General features: G+C 74.6%; 12 protein-coding genes. 1 reads left to right on the top strand and 11 read right to left on the bottom strand.

Annotated elements, in window-relative coordinates:
• Positions 1-112: 112 nt before the first annotated feature.
• From WME83_RS10375 to WME83_RS10365, 3 genes are all read right to left on the bottom strand, one after another.
• Positions 113-2,248, bottom strand: a complete 2,136-nt coding sequence (locus tag WME83_RS10375) for a protein kinase domain-containing protein (RefSeq protein ID WP_437319114.1) — start codon at positions 2,246-2,248, stop codon at positions 113-115.
• A 76-nt stretch (positions 2,249-2,324) separates the two neighbouring features.
• Positions 2,325-3,887 (bottom strand): protein kinase domain-containing protein, encoded by a 1,563-nt coding sequence (locus WME83_RS10370; protein WP_437319113.1) that lies wholly within the window; start codon positions 3,885-3,887, stop codon positions 2,325-2,327.
• A gap of 156 nt (positions 3,888-4,043) precedes the next feature.
• The gene (locus WME83_RS10365; protein ID WP_437319112.1) at positions 4,044-6,524 is read right to left on the bottom strand and encodes a protein kinase domain-containing protein; all 2,481 of its coding nucleotides are present in this window, start codon (positions 6,522-6,524) and stop codon (positions 4,044-4,046) included.
• Between the two features lie 372 nt (positions 6,525-6,896).
• Between WME83_RS10365 and WME83_RS10360 the strand changes: the two genes are divergently transcribed.
• Positions 6,897-7,238 (top strand): cupin domain-containing protein, encoded by a 342-nt coding sequence (locus tag WME83_RS10360; protein WP_437319111.1) that lies wholly within the window; start codon positions 6,897-6,899, stop codon positions 7,236-7,238.
• A gap of 84 nt (positions 7,239-7,322) precedes the next feature.
• On the opposite strand, the gene WME83_RS10355 is transcribed toward WME83_RS10360, so the two are convergent.
• From WME83_RS10355 to WME83_RS10320, 8 genes are all read right to left on the bottom strand, one after another.
• Positions 7,323-10,070, bottom strand: a complete 2,748-nt coding sequence (locus WME83_RS10355) for a transglycosylase SLT domain-containing protein (RefSeq protein WP_437319110.1) — start codon at positions 10,068-10,070, stop codon at positions 7,323-7,325.
• 347 nt (positions 10,071-10,417) lie between these two features.
• The gene (gene cheB, locus WME83_RS10350; protein ID WP_437319109.1) at positions 10,418-11,500 is read right to left on the bottom strand and encodes a chemotaxis-specific protein-glutamate methyltransferase CheB; all 1,083 of its coding nucleotides are present in this window, start codon (positions 11,498-11,500) and stop codon (positions 10,418-10,420) included.
• A gap of 120 nt (positions 11,501-11,620) precedes the next feature.
• Positions 11,621-12,595, bottom strand: a complete 975-nt coding sequence (locus tag WME83_RS10345; protein WP_437319108.1) for a CheR family methyltransferase — start codon at positions 12,593-12,595, stop codon at positions 11,621-11,623.
• Complete coding sequence (locus tag WME83_RS10340; protein ID WP_437319107.1) at positions 12,592-14,733, bottom strand: HEAT repeat domain-containing protein; 2,142 nt, start codon at positions 14,731-14,733, stop codon at positions 12,592-12,594. The genes WME83_RS10345 and WME83_RS10340 overlap by 4 nt, the downstream gene beginning before the upstream one ends.
• Entirely contained in the window at positions 14,730-15,221 is a 492-nt protein-coding gene (locus WME83_RS10335) for a chemotaxis protein CheW (protein ID WP_044985687.1), read from the bottom strand. Before WME83_RS10335 ends, WME83_RS10340 begins: the two co-directional genes overlap by 4 nt.
• Before the next feature lie 56 nt (positions 15,222-15,277).
• Complete coding sequence (locus WME83_RS10330; RefSeq protein WP_437319106.1) at positions 15,278-15,814, bottom strand: chemotaxis protein CheW; 537 nt, start codon at positions 15,812-15,814, stop codon at positions 15,278-15,280.
• A complete protein-coding gene (locus WME83_RS10325) occupies positions 15,807-18,065 on the bottom strand; it encodes a chemotaxis protein CheA (protein WP_020734009.1) in 2,259 nt (752 codons plus the stop codon). The genes WME83_RS10330 and WME83_RS10325 overlap by 8 nt, the downstream gene beginning before the upstream one ends.
• Entirely contained in the window at positions 18,065-18,589 is a 525-nt protein-coding gene (locus WME83_RS10320) for a response regulator (RefSeq protein ID WP_437319105.1), read from the bottom strand. The genes WME83_RS10325 and WME83_RS10320 overlap by 1 nt, the downstream gene beginning before the upstream one ends.
• Between the last annotated feature and the right edge of the window lie 292 nt (positions 18,590-18,881).

The following is an 18,881-nucleotide window of genomic DNA, read 5'->3' as shown; positions in this document are numbered from 1 at the left end:
TCGATCGGTTCCGACATATGCCCCCCGGGTCGCGCCCCAAGCCCAGCGCGGGCTTACCATCGCTCCCGCGCGACCGGAATCGCGGAACCCGGGCCCTGCCCGTCGACGCCGCTCAGGGCGCGTACGGATCCCGCTTCCGCTCGTTCTCGCGCAGGCAGTTGGTCCGCATGAACCCGGTCTTCCCCGCGCACGGATCGACCTTGGGCCGCTTGGCGGCGGGCTGCTGCGGCGCCGTGGCGGCCGGCGCGGGCGTTTTCGCGGGAGCCTTGCCCCCGGGCTGCGCGGCAGCGGCGAGCCGCAACGCAGGCGACGCCGCCGCTGGCGCCGGCTTGGCGGGCGCTGCCGCCGCCGGCGCCGCCTTCACGGGCGCTGCCGCCGCAGGCGCAGCCGCGACGGCCGCCGCCGTCGCCGCTGCGGCCGGCGCGCTCGGCGCCGGTGGCGACGACGCGTCCGCTTCCGCGCGTTCCGTGCTGGTCGCCGCGCCCGCATCCGTGTCGCCCTCGCTCGGCTCCGCCGCCGGAGCCTCGGGCGCGGGCGCCGCCGGCGCAGCCAGCGTCTCGGCCGGCCGGGCGACGCTGCTCTCGGCGCTCTCGCGCTCGACGCCGGCCTCCATCGACGCGTCCGGCCCTGCGGACACCTCGCTGCTGCCCGCGGGCGCGCGCAGGGCGAAGAAGAGCACCGCGCCGACGAGACCCGCGGCGAAGGCAGCCACCAGCGCGAGGAGCGCGCCGGGGATCTGGATCCTCCGCGGGCGCCGCTGGAGCTCCGGCGGCGGCATCGGCGGCGGCGTCGCGCGCGCCGCCCACGGCGACGGCTGCGCTGCCGACCGACCCGCCTCCGGACCCGGCGCGAGCGGCGCGGGCGTCGCTCTCCCCGCTCTCCCCGGCTCGTCCTGACCCCACGTCGGCGAGGCGCCCGCTCCCGCGTCCGCGCCCGCCATGACCTCCGGATCGAGCTTCTGGGTCAGCTCGGCGTTCCACACCGGCTCGCCCCCAGCGCTCGCGCCTGGCAGCCGCGACAACCCCGCCGGCACCGCGCTCGACCCCAGCCCCGCCGGCACCGCGCTCGACCCCAGCCCCGCCGGCACCACGCTCGACCCCAGCCCCGCCGGCACCACGCTCGACCCCAGCCCCGCCGGCACCCCGCTCGACCCCAGCCCCGCTGGCACCCCGCTCGACCCCAGTCCCGCCGGCACCACGCTCGACCCCAGCCCCGCTGGCACCCCGCTCGACCCCAGCCCCGCCGGCACCCCCGCAGGCGCCACGCTCGCCCCGAGCACCGGCGGCGATGCCGGCGCCACGCTCGCCCTCTGCGCCGGCAGCTCCGGCGCCGCAACGCCGCCTCCACCCCCGCCCCCCACGGCGGCGCCCGCCCTCCCGCCCGACCTCGCGCCCGCGGCCGTGTACCCGTCGAGGAGCTCCGCCAGCTCCGCCGCCGACCCGACCCGCTCGTCCCGGTGGCGCGCCATGCACCGCGCGACGAGCTCCACGAGCCCCGGATCCACACGCCGCAAGTACCTGGAAATTTTGGGGATTTCCCCGCTCAAAATCCCGGTGAAGACCGCCCTCGCGTCCCCCTGGAACGGCCGCGTGCCGGTCAGCATCTCGAACAGCACCACGCCGAGCGCCCAGATGTCGGCGCGGTGATCGACGTTCGGCTCCGCCCGCACCTGCTCCGGGCTCATGTAGAGCGGCGAGCCCACCGCGCCGCCGGTCGCCGTGCGGATGCCGTCGTTGACCGAGAGGTTCTTCGCGACGCCGAAATCGAGCACCTTCACCACCGGCTCGTCCATGTCCGGCTCGCGGTGCAGGAAGATGTTCGCCGGCTTCAGGTCCCGGTGGACGATGTGCGCCGCGTGCACCGCGGCCAGGCCCCGCGCCACGTCGCGCCCGATCGCCGCGGCCACGTCCGCGTCGAGCCGGCGCCTGCGCTGGAGCAGCTCCGCGAGCGTCTCTCCCGTGAGCAGCTGCATCACGAGGAACGGCTCGCCGAACTCGGTCTCGCCCATGTCGTACATGTCGATGACGTTGCCGTGCCGCAGCGCCCCGCCGTTCCGCCCCTCGCGCTGGAGCCGCCGCCGGAGCTCGGGATCCGGCCGGTGGATCAGCTTCAGCGCCACCTCGCGCGACGTGGACAGGTTGAGCGCAGCCCACACCACCCCCATGGAGCCCTCGCCGAGCCGCCTCACCAGCTTGTACTTCTCGGCGATCACCAGGCCGGCAGCGATGTGCGTGAAGGACTTGGACATCGAGCTCAACAGGGTTGTTCAGGGCGCAGCACCGGGGCGCGCAAGGTATCGTGACGTACCACGGAACGAAAGGGCGTCACCACGAGGTAACACGCGCGCCACCGCGACCTGCGGGGGTCTCCGCTCCGGCGCGCAACAGCAGGTACCCCGCGGCCATGCCGATCCCCACGAGGACCACCGCCGCGAGCACCGCCAGCGCGATCCACACCGCCGCCGGGCGAGCTGGCGCGGGCGACGATCGCTCCGGCATGCGGAGCGTCTCGAGCGGCACGGTGCCGCCCCCCGGCACCGGCGCCGGCGCAGGCTGCGGCGCGATGGCACCGGCAGGACGGGCCCGCGCGGCGACGAGCGCCTGCCGATGAACGTCCGCCGCCCCCGGTGAGAGCTTGATGGTGCCGTGCTCTCCCAGCAGGGGATGGCTCGGCATCGGCGGCCGAGGCGCGGGCGCCGCCGGGCTCCCGTTCGCCGGGGGCGTCGGCGATGCGCCCGCCCCCCGCGGCGGCGCCGGCGATGCGCCCACCCCTGGCAGCGGCGTCGGCGACGCGCCCGCCCCTCGCGGCGGCGTCGGCGACGCGCCCGCCCCTCGCGCCGACGTCGGCGCGCCGCCGTGCCCGTGCGGAACCTGCAGAGACGCCACCGACGCCGGAAGCGGCGTCGTGGTCGCCGGCATCGGCCCCGGCGCCCCCCCGCCCCACGGCCCTCGCCCCGGCTGCTGCAGCACGTCGTACCGCAGATCCGGCGACGAGCCCGGCGACGAGGCGCTGCGCGGCCGCGGAGGCGGCGTGACGAACGGCTCGAGCGCCGCCGCCACCTCCGCCGCCGAGCGCGGCCGCCGCTCGCGATCGCGCTGGAGACACTGCGCCACGAGCGCATCGAGCCCGGGGTCGATCTGCCAGACGATCTGGGAGACCGTGGGGATCTCGCCCTGCAGCACGTTCCTCAGGAGCTCGTGCGCCCTGCCCTGGATCGGCCGCCGGCTGGTGAGCATCTCGAACATCACCACCCCGAGCGCCCAGAGGTCCGCGCGCGTATCGAGCTCGCCCTGCGCGCGCACCTGCTCCGGGCTCATGTAGGCGGGCGAGCCGATGAGGATGCCTGTCGCGGTGCGGATCTGATCTCCCCCCGTGGGGAACTTGCTCACGCCGAAGTCGAGTATCTTGACGACGTAGTTGCTCTCGCCAGGCTCGGTGTGGAGAAAGATGTTGGACGGCTTCAGGTCCCTGTGGATGATGCCGCGCTCGTGCGCCGCGGCGAGGCCGCGCGCGATGTCGCGCGCGATGCGCGAGGCCTCGGGGACCTCCAGCTTTCGCTTGCGCTTGAGCAAGGACGACAGCGTCTCGCCCGAGAGCAGGGGCATGACGAGGAACGGATCGCCGTCCTCGGTCTCGTCCGCATCGTAGATATCGACGATGTTCCGGTGGCTCACCGCGCCGCAGGCGCGCGCCTCCCGGAGGAGCCGGACGCGGAGCTCCGGGTCGGGCCGCACGAGCAGCTTGAGCGCGACCTCGCGCGAGGTGGCCTCGTTGTGCGCGGCCCAGACGACCCCCATGGCCCCCTCGCCGATCTGACGGAGCAGCCGGTACTTGCCGCGAACGAGCGTACCTGGCGGCGGGCCGCCGGGAGGCGAGGGAGATGGCATGGATGGGCTCGCGTTAGGGACGACGCGGGGGCAGGTCGAAGGCGCTTTTCGGGCAATTGTCGCAGGTGAGATAGCGCACGGTCAAGAACGGGCGCGCGCCGGTGCGACCGCGGCGTCAGCGCGGGAGAGGCGGCGCGAGACCGGGGAACAGAACGCCTATTTCTTGAACCTCGCCTCGCACTTTTGCTTCTCCATGAACTTGAGACCAGCGCACGGATTCGAGGGCGGTTTGGCGGTCTGCGCCGTCCCGGTCGGAGGCGAGCTCCCCCCGCTACGCGGCTTCGCGCTGCTCGGCGTCGCCGGCGCGGTGGCCCCCGCCGCGGCGCCCGCGCCGACCCCCGTCGCGCTGCCGGCGCCCGTGCCCGTCGCCGTCCCGGCGCCCGTGCCCGCCGCCGTCCCGGCCTTGCCGCTCGCCGCCGGCCCCGCGCTGCTCGCCGGAGCGGGGCTCTGCGCCGGAGCTGCGCTCTGCACCGCCGTCGGCTCGGGCGGCGGTGCCGTCGCGGAGCCCGCCGGCGGCGCCGCGGGCTGCTCCGGGAGCCGGTCGTCCCGCGCCCGAACGCCGCCGCCCTCGGGCGGCGTCCCCTCGTCCTTTCCCGAGGTGATCTCGGGCAGCACCGCGCTCTCGGCCGGCGCCGGCGCGGCGGGCGCCGGCCCCTGCGATCGCAGCGCGATCAGCATCCCCACGAGGATCAGCGACAGCGCGGCAGCCGCGATCGCCAGCGTCGCGGCCGTCCGCTTGCGCTTTTGCTCGTCGCCCGGCAGCGCTGGCTCCTGGGCGCCCTGGGCCGGGTGCGCCCCGGTCTGATGGACCGACGGGTGGTTCGAGACGAGCGGGGTCGTCGACGAGCTCGTCCCCTGCTGCGGCACGCCCGTGCCGGTGGTCGCGCCCGGCCTGGAGTCGGAGGCGCTCGCGCCCGGCTCCGACGCGAGCTTCACCGTCGACTCCGGGACCCGGCTCGACGACGCGCCGGCGCTGCCGGAGGCCTGCGCGCCGGCAGCGCCGAAGCCCCCCGGCCCCGCCGTTCCCTCCGGCGTCGACGGCGAGGCCATGCGCACGGTCATCCCCCAGGGACCGCGCTCCGGGATCGCCCCCGGCACGGGGTGCGCCGGCGCGCCCGGCGCCGGCCCAGGCTGCCCCGCGCCCGCGTGAGCCGGCCCTGAGGCTGCCGACGACGCCGCCGTGGGGAGCGGCGTCAGCAGCGCAGCCGCGGGATGTCCCGCCGCCGGGTGCTGCCCCGAGCCCGCGCGCTGCCTGCCGGCGCCGGCCGCCTCCGCGCCTCCCCGCCCGAGCGGCAGGGTCGCCACGTCCTCTTCCCACAGCGCGCGCCCCGCCGACGCCGCAGCGATGTGCTGGCCCGAGCTGCCGGCGCGCCGAGGCGACGCGACCCCCGCCTGTCCCGCATCCGGGCTCGGGCCTGCCGCCTGCCCCGCGGCCGCCTGCCCAGGGCCCAGCGACGGTGGCGCGCCCGCCCCCGACGGCTCCTGCACCGGGATCGGAGCCCGCGGTCCGCCGCCGAGCAACGCCAGCGGCAGCGCTCCCGCGCCCACGTCGACGCCCCCCAGCCCGGGTTGCGTCGCCAACCGGGGTTGCGCCACCGACCCGGGCTGCGCCACCGACCCGGGCTGCGCCACCGACCGAGGTTGCGCCACCGACCCGGGTTGCGCCGCGCCGGCCGGCGCCCCCTGCCAGCCGCCGTCCGTGGCCTCGCCCGGAAGCGGCCCCTGCTCTTCCGGCGACGTCGGCCGCAGCGCCGCGTCCATGCCGGCGCCGGCGCCCCGCGCCGCGTACCGATCGAGCTGCGCCGCGACCTCCGCCGCGGAGGCGATCCGGTCCGCGCGGTCCCGCCGCATGCAGCGCGCGATCAGATCGACGAGCCCCTGGTCGACCCGCCGCAGGTACTTGGACACGGTGGGGATCTCGCCGGTCAGGATCCCCATGAACACCGCCTGCGCGTCCCCCTGGAACGGCCGCATGCCGGTCAGCATCTCGAACAGCACCACGCCGAGCGCCCAGATGTCGGCGCGGTGATCGACGTTCGGCTCCGCCCGCACCTGCTCCGGGCTCATGTAGAGCGGCGAGCCCACCGCGCCGCCCTGCACCGTGTGCAGGCCGTCGTTGACCGAGAGGTTCTTCGCGACGCCGAAATCGAGCACCTTCACCACCGGCTCGTCCATGTCCGGCTCGCGGTGCAGGAAGATGTTCGCCGGCTTCAGGTCCCGGTGGATGATGTGCATCGCGTGCGCCGCCGCGAGGCCGCGCGCCACGTCGCGCCCGATCGACGCCGCCACCGGCGGATCGAGCCGGCGCCGCCGCGCGAGCAGCTCGGCCACGGTCTCCCCCGTGAGCAGCTGCATCACGAGGAACGGCTCCCCGGACTCGGTCTCGCCCATGTCGTAGATGTCGATGACGTTCCGGTGCCGCAGCGCCCCGCTGTTGCGCGCCTCGCGCTGCAGCCGCAGCCGGAACTCGGCCTCGGGGCGGTGGATCAGCTTCAGCGCCACCTCGCGGGCGGTCGCCACGTTGACCGCCGACCAGACGACGCCCATGGCCCCCTCGCCGATCTGGCGCACGAGCCGGTACTTCTTGTCGATCAGCACGCCGGAGGCGAGCAGCGTCGAGCTCTTCGGCGATGACATTAGCGGCTTTCCAGCAGCGCGGCGCGCCCGGCCGTCACGGAGCACGCCCGGACGGACGCGGCCAGCGGAGCGAGGCGAGCCGCGGCACCCGTCCGGCGCCCCCGCCCAGCGCTCGCGCCGTCCGTTCCCTCATGCGCCTGCTCCCGCGCGACGTAACATCCGATTCCCAGGTCCACGGGACGCGCCTCCTGAGCGGGGCATCTTACAGCAGTTCTCCCCGCCGCGATACGTTCTCTGCAGCGAGGGACGGACGACGAACGACCGACCAGGAAAGCGGGAGAGGCCCGATTCGCGCGTGTCAGGCCCGGACCCACGATCGCGCCCACGCTCGCTGCAAAACCCGGCGAACGACGCGAGAAAAGCGAGGCGCACATGGGCGACACAACCATCATGAAGGTCTCCTCCGGCCGCTCCCCGAGAGGCCAGATGGGACAAAAATACCTGGCCTCCGGAATCCAGGTCTCGATGCGACTCTGGGAGCGCGAGCCGCCGGGCGACGTCAAACCGGCGACCGTACGCGATTACGAGACCGTGGGGTTCGTCATCGAGGGGCGAGCCGAGCTGCACCTCGAGGGGCAGATGGTGCGCCTGGAGCCGGGCGACTCCTGGACGGTGCCTAAAGGCGCATCGCATTCTTACAAGATCATCGAACCGTTCACGGCGGTGGAAGCGACGAGCCCGCCGGCCAGCGTCCACGGGCGCGACGAGACCTGAGGAGGCCCGCCGGCGAGGCTCGATCGCGGCGCCGGCCTCGTGCCCGCCCGGGAGGAGCTCACCCGCGGCGCCGGGCGACGCGCCTCACAGCGCGGTGCCGGCGCCGGCCGCGGGCTTCTCCGTATCCTGCGCTCCCTTGGCGCGCCCTGCCGGCTTCTTCTCGTCCGCGCCGCCCGGCGCCGGCTTCTTGTCGCCCTCGGCGGTCTTCTTCTCCTCCGGCGCCGCTCCGGCCTGATCGCCCGCGCCCGCCGCCGCCCCCGCGCTCTTCGCCGGCTTCGTCTCGCCCGCCTCGGCCTTCTCGGTCCGCGCCGGCTTCGTCTCGCCCGCGCCCGCCGCCGCCCCCTCGCTCTTCGCCGGCTTCGTCTCGCCCGCGCCCGCCGCCGCCCCCTCGCTCTTCGCCGGCTTCGTCTCGCCCGCCTCGGCCTTCTCGGCCCGCGCCGGCTTCGTCTCGCCCGCCTCGGCCTTCTCGGTCCGCGCCAGCTTCGTCTCGCCCGCCTCGGCCTTCTCGGCCCGCGCCGGCTTCGTCTCGCCCGCGCCCGCCCCAGCGCCTGCCGGCGCGCTGCTCCCGTCCTTGGCGGCGGCCGCCTTGCGGCCCTCCTCCCCGGCGGCCGTCGCCGGCTTCCGCGGCTCGGCGGCCGCGGCCTTGTCGCCGTCGTCCACCGCGCCGGCCGCCGGGGCCGACGCCACGCGGACCTCGTCCTCGCGCGGCTCGCGCGGCTCGACCGGCGGCGGATCGTCCGGCAGCGAGGTCGGCACGTACACCACGAGCCGATCCCCGGGCATCAGCGGGCTCCGCCTCGAGCGCTGGTTGATCCGCTCCAGGCTGCCGACGCTGAGGCCGTAGCGGCTCGCGAGCTTGCTGAACGTGTCGCCCTCCCGCACCGCGATCTCGATGCGCTTGCGCCCCTTCAGCCCCTCGAAGTGAGCGAAGAACTCCTCCGAGCCGACCGGGAGGATGCGCGCGTCGGCCTCGTCGAGCAGGAACACCCCGTCGTAGCGCTGCGACCTCGGGACGAACAGCTGGAGCGTCATCCCCTCGTGCAGCGACGCCCCGGGCGAGAGCGTGTTCCAGCGGCAGATCTCGTCGGGCGTCACCGACAGCACCGCCGCGAGATCCCGGATCGCGTCGCCCGCGACCACGCGGTAGAAGACGCGCCGCCGCCCCTCGTACGAGAAGCGCTGCGCCGGGACCACCACGACCGGCCTCGCCTCCGACGACAGCGGCGCGCCGTTCGCGAGGAGGTGCTCCGCCGCCGCCACGCCCACGCCCTCCGCCGCCGGGACGAACAGGAGCGTCCCCGGGCGCACCGGCTCGCCGGGCCGCAGGCCGTTCAGCGTCTGCAGCGTCCACCGCGTCGTCCCGCGGAACGTCGCGATGTCGTCGAGCGACTCGCCCCAGCGGACCAGGTAGCGCTCGAGCTTCGGCTCGCGCTCCAGGAGCTTCGGCATCGCCTTGGCCGCGCGCGCCCCCGCGCCCGCAGGCACCCGGACCTCCCAGCGCGCCTGCTCCTTCGCGTCCACCGGCAGCGGCGGCGTGCGCTTCGCCACGAGCTGCGGGTTCAGCGCCTCGATCTCCGGCGCCCCCGCCCCGACCGCGGACGCCACCGACTGCAGCGACACCCCGGACCCGAGCGCGATCTTGTCGAACGTCACCGCCGGATCGAGCTCGACCTCGTCGCAGCCGAACACCTTCAGGTTCCGCGCCACGATCGCGATCGCGAGGATCTTCGGCACGTAGAGCGCCGTCTCGAGCGGCATCCCCGCCTCGAGCCGCGACAGCTCCCAGAAGTCGTTCGTGTTGTACTTCCGGATCGACGCGAGCAGCCCGCCGTACCCCATGTTGTAGGCCGCGAACGCGAGCTCCCAGCCGCCGAAGCGCCGCCGCAGATCCGAGAGGTACCGCGCCGCCGCGAGGGTGGAGCGCTCCGGATCCAGGCGCTCGTCGACCCATCGATCGACGGTGAGGCCGTAGATGCGCGCGCCCTCCGGCATGAACTGCCAGAGGCCGGCCGCGCCGGCCGGCGAGTGGATGGTCGGGTCGAAGCCGCTCTCGACGAGCGAGAGCCAGAGCAGGTCCTCCGGGAGCCCCTGCTCGCGGAGGACGCGGCGGATGGCGGCGCCGTAACGGCCGCTCTTCTTGATCCAGGAGACCACGGCGGAGCGGCCGCGCGGGTCGTCCTTGTAATACTCGAGGTAGCGCACGACCCGGCCGTCCCAGCGGACCGGGATCTCGGGCAGCTCGAGCTGCCGCAGCCAGGAGATGTCGCGGGTCTCCTCGGCCTGCGGCGGCGCCACGGGCAGCCCCGAGGGCGGCAGGCCGGAGGCCTCGAGGCGCGGCTCGCCCGCGCCGAGCAGGAGCGTGCCGTCGACGGGCCACGCGGGCCCGGCGCTCGGGGTCGCGCCGGGGAACAGGGCCAGGTCGATCTCGCGCATCGTGCGGAGCTCGGGCGACTCGGCGACGCTCGCCCCCGCCGGCGCCGCGGTGCCCGCGATGACCCGCCGCGCCGCCTCGTCCGGCACGCCGGGCTCCCCCGGCTTGCGCGTGATCTTGGCCGCGCCCTTCTTCGGCGCCTTCGATCGCGCCGCCGGCTTGGCCGGCGCCTTGGCGGCCACGCGCTTCGCGCCGCCCTTGCCGCTCGACGCGGCGGCGGGCCTGGCCGGCGCAGGCTTCTCCGGCGTGGCCTCCGCCGCGCCGGCCTTCTTCGCCTCCGGCCGGTCCGCCTTGCCGCCGGGCGCCTCGTCCCGCTTCGCCTCGACCTTGGCCGGGTCGGCCGCCGCGGCCTCCGGAGGCGCGGCGAGGCCGTCGAGAGCGACGCCCGAGAGGGCGGCCATCCAGCCAAGACAGACAAGCCTGCGTGCGGCGCGTCGGATCCGCATGTCAGCGCCCGACCTGTCTCACGATGCGCCCGAGGGGTCAACTTTGGCAGTCAGGCGGAACGGCCGCGAACCGTCCACGACACGGGGGGCTGGCGCACATCGCACCGGCGAGGGTGTGATGAAGAGAGAGATTTTAAACCACAGAGGCACAGAGGGCACAGAGGGAAGAGAAGAGAGGATGAGGGATCGGAGAGGGCTCGGAGCTCGGATCAGAAAGGGACGGAAGTCTCTCCCTCCTCTGTGCCCTCTGTGCCTCTGTGGTTCAATTTCTCTTCGGATCCCCGCGGATCTCCGGCTGCCGCCTAGGAGAGCAGCGCGATGAAGTCGCCGATCGCCGTGAAGGGCAGGCTCTCGTTCACGACCCCCGCGCGCACCGCGGCCCCGGGCATGCCGTAGACCACCGCCGAGTCCTCGCTCTCGGCCACCACCGTGCCCCCGGCCGCGCGGATCGCCCGCGCGCCGTTCACCCCGTCGTCCCCCATCCCCGTCAGGATGATGCCCACCGCGCGGCTGCCGCCCACCTGCGCCACGCTCCGGAACAGCCGGTCCGCGCTCGGCACGTACCGATCGCCAGGCGCCGGCGCCCCCACCCGGATCCGGATGTCGCCGCTCAACCCGACCCCGCTGCCCGGCGTCACCGCGATCTCCATGCACATCCGTCCTGGACACACGTAGGCCTTGCGGGCCACCACCTGATCGCCGTTCTGCGCCTCGACCACCCGCAGCCCGCCCTTCCGATCGAGCCGCTCCGCGAACGTGCGGGTGAACTTGTCCGGCATGTGCTGCGCGATGAAGATCGCGCCGGGGAAGCGATCCGGGATGCGGTTGAAGATCTCCAGGAGCGCCGTGGGCCCGCCGGTCGACGAGCCGACCGCCACGAGGTGGCGCAGCGAGACCCCGAGGCGCGACGACTCCTGCACCGGGCGCTGGATCGCGGGCTGCGACGCCCGCGCCGGAGGCGACGCCGCCGGCATCGGCGCCCGGGGGCGGAGGTAGCGCACGAGCAGGACCTTCTGGATGATCTCCTTGCGGATCTGCGCGTCCGCCGTGAACTGCCGGTCCGGCTTCGCCACGAAGTCCACGGCGCCGAGCTCGAGCGCCTTGAAGACGTTCTCCTTGTGGCTGTAGCTCGAGACGATGATGACCGGCGTGGGCTGCCTCGCCATCAGGATGCGGAGGAAGGTGAAGCCATCCATGCGCGGCATCTCGAGGTCCAGCGTGATCGCGTCCGGCCTCAGCTGGGCGGCCTGACGGAGCGCGTCGTCGCCGTCGCCGGCCTTGCCCACGACCTCGATCTCGTCGCTTCCGCTCAAGATCTCGGCGATGTTGCGCCGGTTGTACGCGGAGTCGTCGACGACGAGCACGCGCAGGGGAGCGAATGTCATGAGCGCAAAACCTTCCGCCGGAGGTTCATTCTACCCCACCAGGAGCGCCATGGGACCACCCGTCGCCCGTGCAGCCTCGACTTCGTCGGCCCTCATCCGCCACGCTCACCCTTCTCCCACTCACCGCCCCCCCGGCTCACCGCCCCCCCAGTCGCCGCCCCCGCGCTCTCCGCCCCCCCACTCGCCGCCTCCCCGCTCGCCGCCCCCCCGCTCCGGGAAGAGCTCCGCGAGCCCGAGGCGCATCGTCGCCGCCGGCTTGCGGTACACGAGATCCTCCCGCAGGTGCACGATCTCGAACGCGGTCGTGACGTTCAGGAGCGACTCGGAGTGGCCGAGCAGCAGGAACCCGCCCGGCGAGAGGCGCTCGTAGAAGATGTCGATCACCCGGCGCCGCGACTCCTCGTCCAGGTAGATGAGCACGTTGCGGCAGAAGATGACGTCCACCCGCCCGACCACCGCCGCGCGCGACGAGTCGAGCAGGTTGAGGTGGCCGAACTGGCAGAGCGCGCGCAGCTCGTCCACCACGTGGAACCCGTCCGGCCGCTCCGTGAAGTAACGCCGCTTCAGCTCGGGCGGCGTCACGCGGAACGACGAGGCGCCGTAGACCCCCTTGCGCGCGGCGACCACGCACCGGCGCGAGATGTCGCTGCCGAAGACGCGCACCTCGCGGCGATCCGCGGCGCCCGACTCCCGCGCCGCGATCGCGATCGAGTAGACCTCCTCGCCCGTCGAGCAGCCCGCGCTCCAGATGGACAGCCGGCCCTTGGCGCCCCCCGCCTTGACGATCATCGGCACGATCTCGGTCATGAGCGCGCGCAGCTGGTAGTCCTCGCGGAAGAAATACGTCTCGTTGACCGTGATGAGCTCGAGCGCCTCGTCGAGCTCGGCGCGCCCGCGGCTGTGGGAGCGCAGGTACTCGTGGTACTGCGCGAACGACGAGAGCCCGAGCACCACCACCCGCTCGCGGAGCCGCCGCTCCATGGACGTGCGCGCCTCGGGCCCGAACTGGAGCCCGCAGTGCTTGTTGAACAGGTCCCGCAGCCTCTGGAACTCGTCAGGCAAGAGGCGGATCTCGTCGTCCCGCCGCCGGTTCACAGCACCTTCCCCGACGGCGGCCCGCCGGACATCCCCGAGGGGGACGTCGGGCCCTCGCCGCCATCGATCGAGACGGGCGCGCTCAGCCGGTCCCCGGCCTCGCTCCACGGGGGATCCGAGCGGAACGGCGCGCCCCCCTGCGCCGCCGCCGCGACGAGCTCCGGCTCCCCCGACGCGCGCACCAGCGAGAGCAGCTCGCGCGCGCGCGCCCGCTCGTCGCCCGCGCGATCCGAGAGCGACGCGTACAGCCGGCCGAGCGCGCGCGCCGCCGCGAGCCGGACCTCCCGCTCCTCGTCCGCCAGCGAGAGGCTCAGCACCTCGAGCGCCGAGACGCCCGCCGCCGCCGCGATCGCGGTCACGGCCGCGCGCCGCGCGCGCACGTCCCCGACCGACGCGACGCTCGTGAGGAACGCGATCTCCTCCTGATCCGCCGTGCCGAGCGCCTCGATCACGATCGCCGCCGCGAGGTGCGTCTCCCCCGCCTGCATCAGCCGGCGCGCGAGCGCGCGCGCCGACTCGGGGTACCGCTCCGAGAGCCCCGCGAGCGCGCTCTCCGCCGCGCGCGCGACCGGCAGCGAGATCGCGCGCGTCTGCGAGACGACGAGCGGGAAATCGTCCGCGGTCCCGATCTTCGCGAGGCCGTAGAGCGCGCTCGTCGCCACGAGCGTCGACGGGCTCTTGACCGACCTCCGCACCGCGCCGAGCAGCTCGTCGAGCGTCGGGTCGGCGGTGGGCTGCGGCGGCTGCGGCGGCTGCGGCGGCTGCGCCGGCTGCGCCGGAGCGCCCTCGCGCCCGCGCTGCTCCGCGATCGCCACGGCGCCGTCGATGAGCGCGGCCGTCGCGTCGTCGAGGCCCTCCCAGAGATCCGGATCGGGATCGATGTGCCGCTCGAGGTAGGCGAGCACCGCGGGCAGCGCCTCCCCGCCGAGCAGCCCGAGCGCGCGCTGCGCCGTCTCGACGAGCGCCGGCTCGATCATCGCCTGCACCGCGGCGTCGGCCGCGCCCGGCGCGCGCGCCATCGCCGCGAGCACGAGCGCCTGCGCGCGCCCGCTCACCGGATCGGCGCCGAGGCCGCGCCACGACGGCGGCTCCGCGGCGCCCGCGCCCGGCGACGCGGCGGCGGCCTGCACGAGGCGGGCGCCCACCTCCTGCGGGGCGGCCCGCAGCGCGTCGACCGCGTGCGACGCGAGCGGCCCCTCGACGAGCCGCGCGAGCGCCCGGACGAGCTGCGCGAACGCGCCGCCGCGCGCCGTCGCCAGCGCCGAGACGAGCGCCCGCGGCGCCTCCGGGCTCTCCGCGAGCGCCGCGGCGACCAGCGCCGCGGAGCGGAGGATCGGGTCGTCGATGAGCTGCGACAGCACCCGCCACGGCACCGGCGCCTCGAGGCCGTTCAGCCCGTTCAGCGCGGTGAGCCGCACGAAGCGATCCCGATCGCCGAGCCGCTCGTAGAGGATGTCCGTCACCCGCTCGCGCGCGATGAGCCCCATCCCGGCGATCGCCTCGATCGCGCTCTGGCGCAGGTTGTCGTCCTTCTCGGCGAGCGCCGCGTAGAGCGCGTCGAGCGCCGCCGGGTCGCGCGTGCGGCCGAGCGCGTCGACCACGAGCTTGCGCTCGTCCCCCGTGAGCTCGGCGAGCGCGCCGACGAGCGCCGGCGTGGCGTCGCGGCCGCAGTAGCCGAGCACCTCGATGGCCGCGTTCCTGAGGCCCACGTCGTCGCTGGTCCGCAGCGCGTCGAGGAGCGCGCCGACGAGGACCAGCGCGGCGGACGGCCGCTCGCCCTCGGCGCCGCCCGGCGGCGCCGCAGGCCGATCGCCCTCGGCGGCCGGCGGCGGCGACGACGAGGCCTGGATCAGCCGGTGGCACGCGTAGGTCGCCTCCTTGCGGACGCGCCAGTCGGGATCCCCGAGCGCGCGCAGGAGGAGCGGCAGCGCCTCCACGACGTCGGCCCGGCCGAGCCGCGCGGCCGCCTGGCGGCGCTCCTCGGCGTCGTCGGCGGCGAGCGCCGTGGCGATCGCCGCGATCGGCATCGGCGTGCTGCGCACGCTGGGCGAGATGGACTCGGGCTCGGTCGGCCAGGGGCCCGCGTCGCTCACGCGCGGGCCCCCGTACGGGCCGAGGTCGTCGAACGCGCGGCTCACGGCGCCTCCAGGAGCGCGCCCGACGCGGCGAGCGCGAGCGCGAGCTCGACGAAGCGCCCGACGTCGAGCACGAAGATCATCCGCTCGTCGTGGGTCGTCACCCCGACGATGCCGCGCAGGTCGCTGCTGCCGCCCACCGGCGGCGTCGGCCGGTAGTCGCCGCTCGTGCCGAAGACCTCGGTCACGGCGTCGACGACGAGCCCCACCGTGTGCGTCCCCACGTCGACCAGGATCCACTTGGTGCTGCGGCTCGGCTCGACCGGAGGCAGGCCGAAGCGCACGCGGAGCTCGATCACCGGCACCACCTCGCCGCGGTGGTTCGCGACGCCGGCGACCTCCGGGGGCGTGTGCGGCAGGGTGGTCACCTCGAGCGGATTCACGATCTCGCGCACCCGCGTGATGTCGATCGCGTAGTGCACGTCGCCGACCACAAAGCCGACGAGGCTCTTGTGCGGGTCGGGACGGCTGCGCTCTCCAGTCAACGGCATCTGAGCCTCCGAGCGCCCGGGCTCTACGAGCCGCCCGGGCGCGGACGATTCGTCCGTTAGGACGCGAGTATGGCCTGCAGGTCGAGCAGGATGATGACGCGCGGCTGCGCCTCGCCCTGGGTGCCGTCCGACGCGCTCGCCCCGTGCATGGGCCGGGCGATGCCGGCGATGTAGCCCGCGACGTCGCCCCCGAGCGCCGTCGCGGCGTGCTCGATCTCGGCGTCGGCGAGCCGGTAGACCTGCTGGACCTCGTCGACGAAGAGGCCGAGCGTCTCGCCGTTCGCCGAGTCGACGAGCAGGATGCGCGCCCGCCGCTGCGGCGCGCCCTCGTGCAGCCGCATCCGCCGCCGCAGATCGATGACGGTCACGAGCTGCCCGCGCACGCTGACGATGCCCATCGTCGAGTCCGGCGCGCGCGGCACCGGCGTGAGCGGGGGCGGCTTCAGGATCTCGCGCACGAGCGAGACGGGCGCGGCGTAGGTGTCGCCGGCGAGCGTGAACGCGAGGTACTCGGTCCGCGGGCCGCTCGCCTGCGCGCGCGGGTTCCTCTTCGAGACGGGTATCCGGGCGGGCCTTCGGGAGAGGTTAGCCATGGGTGCTCCGCGGATCGTTGCGCTGCCTGTCGCCGCCGTGGAGGATCTCCTCGATGAGCGCAGGGGCGTCGAGGACGAGCGCGATGCGCTGGTCGCCGAGCTCCGTGGCGCCGGAGAAGCCGCGCACCGACGAGAGCGACGGGCCGAGCGCCTTGATGACGACGTCCTGCTGACCGATGAGCGTGCTCACGACGAGCCCGAGCCGGCGCGCGCCGACCGACGCGACCACGATGTACTTGCGCTTGCTGCCCCCCTGCAGCCCGAGCGTCGCGCGGCCGTCGCCGCGGCGCCCGCCGGACACGGCGGCCCGCGCCGCCGAGCCGCCGCGCGCCCCGCCGAGCAGGCCGGCGATGCGCGCGCTGAGCTCCTCCTCCTCGTTCAGGCCGAAGAGCCGCGCGAGGTAGCAGAGCTGGAGCGTGCTGTTGCGCAGCGTGATCATCTCGCGGCCGTCGATCTGGCGCACCGTGCTCTCGTCGAGCGCGACCGCCTCCTGCACGTTCGTGAGCGGGATCGCGAAGAGCCGGTCGGCGACCCGGACGATGAGCGCGCTGATGATCGCCAGCGTGATCGGCAGCGTCACCGTCATCTTGGTGCCGATGCCGGGCTCGCTGTGCACGTCGATGACGCCGCCGAGCTTGCTGATGTTCGTCTTCACGACGTCCATCCCGACGCCGCGCCCCGAGATCTCGCTCACGTCGGTCTTCGTCGAGATGCCCGGCTGGAAGATGAGGTTCAGGACCTCGCGGTAGCTCGTGGTGCGCGCGTCCTCCGGGGTCATCACCCCGCGGCGCAGGGCGGCGTCGAGCAGCTTGTCGACGTCGATGCCCTTGCCGTCGTCCTCGATCTCGATGACGACGTGGTTGCCCTTCTGGAAGGCGTTCAGCGCGATCGTGCCGACCGCCGGCTTGCCCACCGCCTCGCGCATGCTCTTCGACTCGATGCCGTGGTCGATGGCGTTGCGCATCATGTGCATGAGCGGGTCGCTGAGCTCCTCGACGATGAGCTTGTCGACCTCGGTCTCGGCGCCCGTGATGACGAGGTTCACGAGCTTGTCGGCGTCGCGGCTGATCTGGCGCACGACGCGGGCGAGCTTGTCGAAGACCTGCCCGAGCGGGACCATCCGGACCTCGAGGATGCCCGCCTGCATGGCGGCGAGGTGCCGGTCGAACGTGCGCTGGAGCCGGTGGAGGTCGAGGGACAGCTCGCGCTCGGTCGGCGCCGCGCGCAGCCGCTCGACGAGGCGGCCGAGCGCCGATCGGACGAGGGCGAGCTCGCCGACGATGTTCATCAGCCGGTCGAGCTTGTGGATGTCGACCCGCACCGTCTGGGCGACCGAGCGGATGGAGCTGAGCTCCCCCTTGCGGCCGCCGCGCGCGCTCGACGGCGGGCTCGCCTGCATCGAGCCGGTCAGGTCGACCGCCCGCGACACGCCCGTCGGCGCGCCGCCGCGCAGCGCCGCGGACATCGACGGCATGCCCGGCGGGGCGACGCGGCCGTGCCCGTTGTTGTTGCGCCGCGGGATCTCCTCGACCGCGGCGCCGGCCTGGTGCAGGGCGCGCTGGAGCTCCTCGAGCGGCGCGCGCGAGGCCATCAGGATGTCGAGCTCGATCGAGTCCTGGTCCGCGCCCGCGCCGGTCGGCAGGTAGGTGATGATCTCGCCGTACGGCTTCGCGGTGATCTTCAGGTCGTCGAGGGCCTGGTCGATCGTGGCGAGGTGGAACTGCACGCGGAGCCGGAACAGGGTCATCCCGCTCGCGATGTTCGTGCGCAGCCGGTGCTCCTCGTACTCGGTGAGCACGGAGAGCAGCCCCGGATCGAGGTCGTAGTTGTCGTCCGGGAGGCCGGCCGCGCTCGGGCCGGCGTCCTGGTGGAGCTGGCGCAGGAGGTCGTCGACCTCGGGCATGGGCGCGTCGCGCCCGTCCTTCTCGTTCTGGAGGATGCGCCCGTAGAGCTCGACGCTGCGGAACAGGAGGTCGAGGACCGACGCGCTGATCTCGATGCGGCCGAGGCGCAGGTTGTCGAGCAGCTCCTCGAGCTCGTGCGACAGCGTGGCCATCCGGGTCGCGCCGAAGAGCCCGGCGAGCCCCTTCAGGGTGTGCACGGCGCGGAAGACGTCGTTGATGACGTCGGGGTCGACCTTGTTGGTGCGCACCGCCTCGTCGAGCGCGAGGAGGTCGCGCCCGAGCCCCTCGACGATCTCCTGCGCTTCCGAGAAGAACTCTTCTCGCGCTCGATCGCCGCTGTCGACCATCAGCCGCCGCCTTCCTCGCCGGAGCCGGGCTGCTTCGTGCGGGTCACCGGCTCCGGGGCGCGGGCGGGCGGGGCTCCGCCGTCGTCGGCGCCGCCCTCGCGATCGGCCGGCGGCGGGGCGTCGGGCTCGGCGAGCTGGGCGCGCCCGTCGAGGCAGGCGACCACCGCGTCGCGCAGGGCCTCGGGCGTGAACGGCTTGGGGAGGAAGCGGTCGGCGCCGAGGCGGAGCCCGCGCTGGATGTCACGCTCGGCCGCCTGGGTCGAGATGATGAGGATGCCGACGCGGCGGTAGCGGTCGCTCTGCCGGACGAAGCGGATGAGCTCGAGCCCGTTGATGTCGGGCATGTTGATGTCGGTGATGACGAGGTCGAAGGCGCCGCGCGGCAGGAGCCGGAGCGCGTCGAAGCCGTTCATCGCCTCGACGATGTCGACGTCGCCCGCGAGCCCGAGCACGCAGTCCTCGAGCGTCGAGCGTACGTACGCTCGCATTGCCGGCGAGTCCTCGACGATCAGGATGCGTGCCATGTCGGCGACAGGGTAACGGAAATCCGCCGGGGAGGAGCAACTCGCTGACGGTCCGGCGGCGGCGCGCGCGCGCTCCGGCGGCGCGCCGGCTATGTACGGCGGACTCCTTCCCGGTGTAAACCGGCGCGAGCGCTCCCGGCGCGGACCGGCGGGGCGGCCGCGCGGGGCCGGCTCCTCCGGGGGGCCTCCGGCGAGGGAAAGCGCCGCCCTGCCCGCGGCGCGGCCGCGCCCGGCCGTCGCGCCGGCCGCCGGGCTGCGGCAGCGAATTGACAGCGCGGCGTCCGATGCGCGC

This window comes from Sorangium sp. So ce385, from assembly GCF_051474135.1.
GTDB lineage: Bacteria > Myxococcota_A > Polyangia > Polyangiales > Polyangiaceae > Sorangium > Sorangium cellulosum_D.
The sequence above is the reverse complement of the archived record's forward strand: the minus strand, read 5'-3'. Positions and strand labels throughout refer to the sequence as shown.

Coding starts and splice junctions, on each gene's coding strand:
- WME83_RS10375 (WP_437319114.1), bottom strand. CDS start 2,248: ATGTCCAAGTCCTTCACGCACATCGCTGCCGGCCTGGTGATCGCCGAG.
- WME83_RS10370 (WP_437319113.1), bottom strand. CDS start 3,887: ATGCCATCTCCCTCGCCTCCCGGCGGCCCGCCGCCAGGTACGCTCGTT.
- WME83_RS10365 (WP_437319112.1), bottom strand. CDS start 6,524: ATGTCATCGCCGAAGAGCTCGACGCTGCTCGCCTCCGGCGTGCTGATC.
- WME83_RS10360 (WP_437319111.1), top strand. CDS start 6,897: ATGGGCGACACAACCATCATGAAGGTCTCCTCCGGCCGCTCCCCGAGA.
- WME83_RS10355 (WP_437319110.1), bottom strand. CDS start 10,070: ATGGCCGCCCTCTCGGGCGTCGCTCTCGACGGCCTCGCCGCGCCTCCG.
- cheB (WP_437319109.1), bottom strand. CDS start 11,500: ATGACATTCGCTCCCCTGCGCGTGCTCGTCGTCGACGACTCCGCGTAC.
- WME83_RS10335 (WP_044985687.1), bottom strand. CDS start 15,221: ATGCCGTTGACTGGAGAGCGCAGCCGTCCCGACCCGCACAAGAGCCTC.
- WME83_RS10330 (WP_437319106.1), bottom strand. CDS start 15,814: ATGGCTAACCTCTCCCGAAGGCCCGCCCGGATACCCGTCTCGAAGAGG.
- WME83_RS10325 (WP_020734009.1), bottom strand. CDS start 18,065: ATGGTCGACAGCGGCGATCGAGCGCGAGAAGAGTTCTTCTCGGAAGCG.
- WME83_RS10320 (WP_437319105.1), bottom strand. CDS start 18,589: ATGGCACGCATCCTGATCGTCGAGGACTCGCCGGCAATGCGAGCGTAC.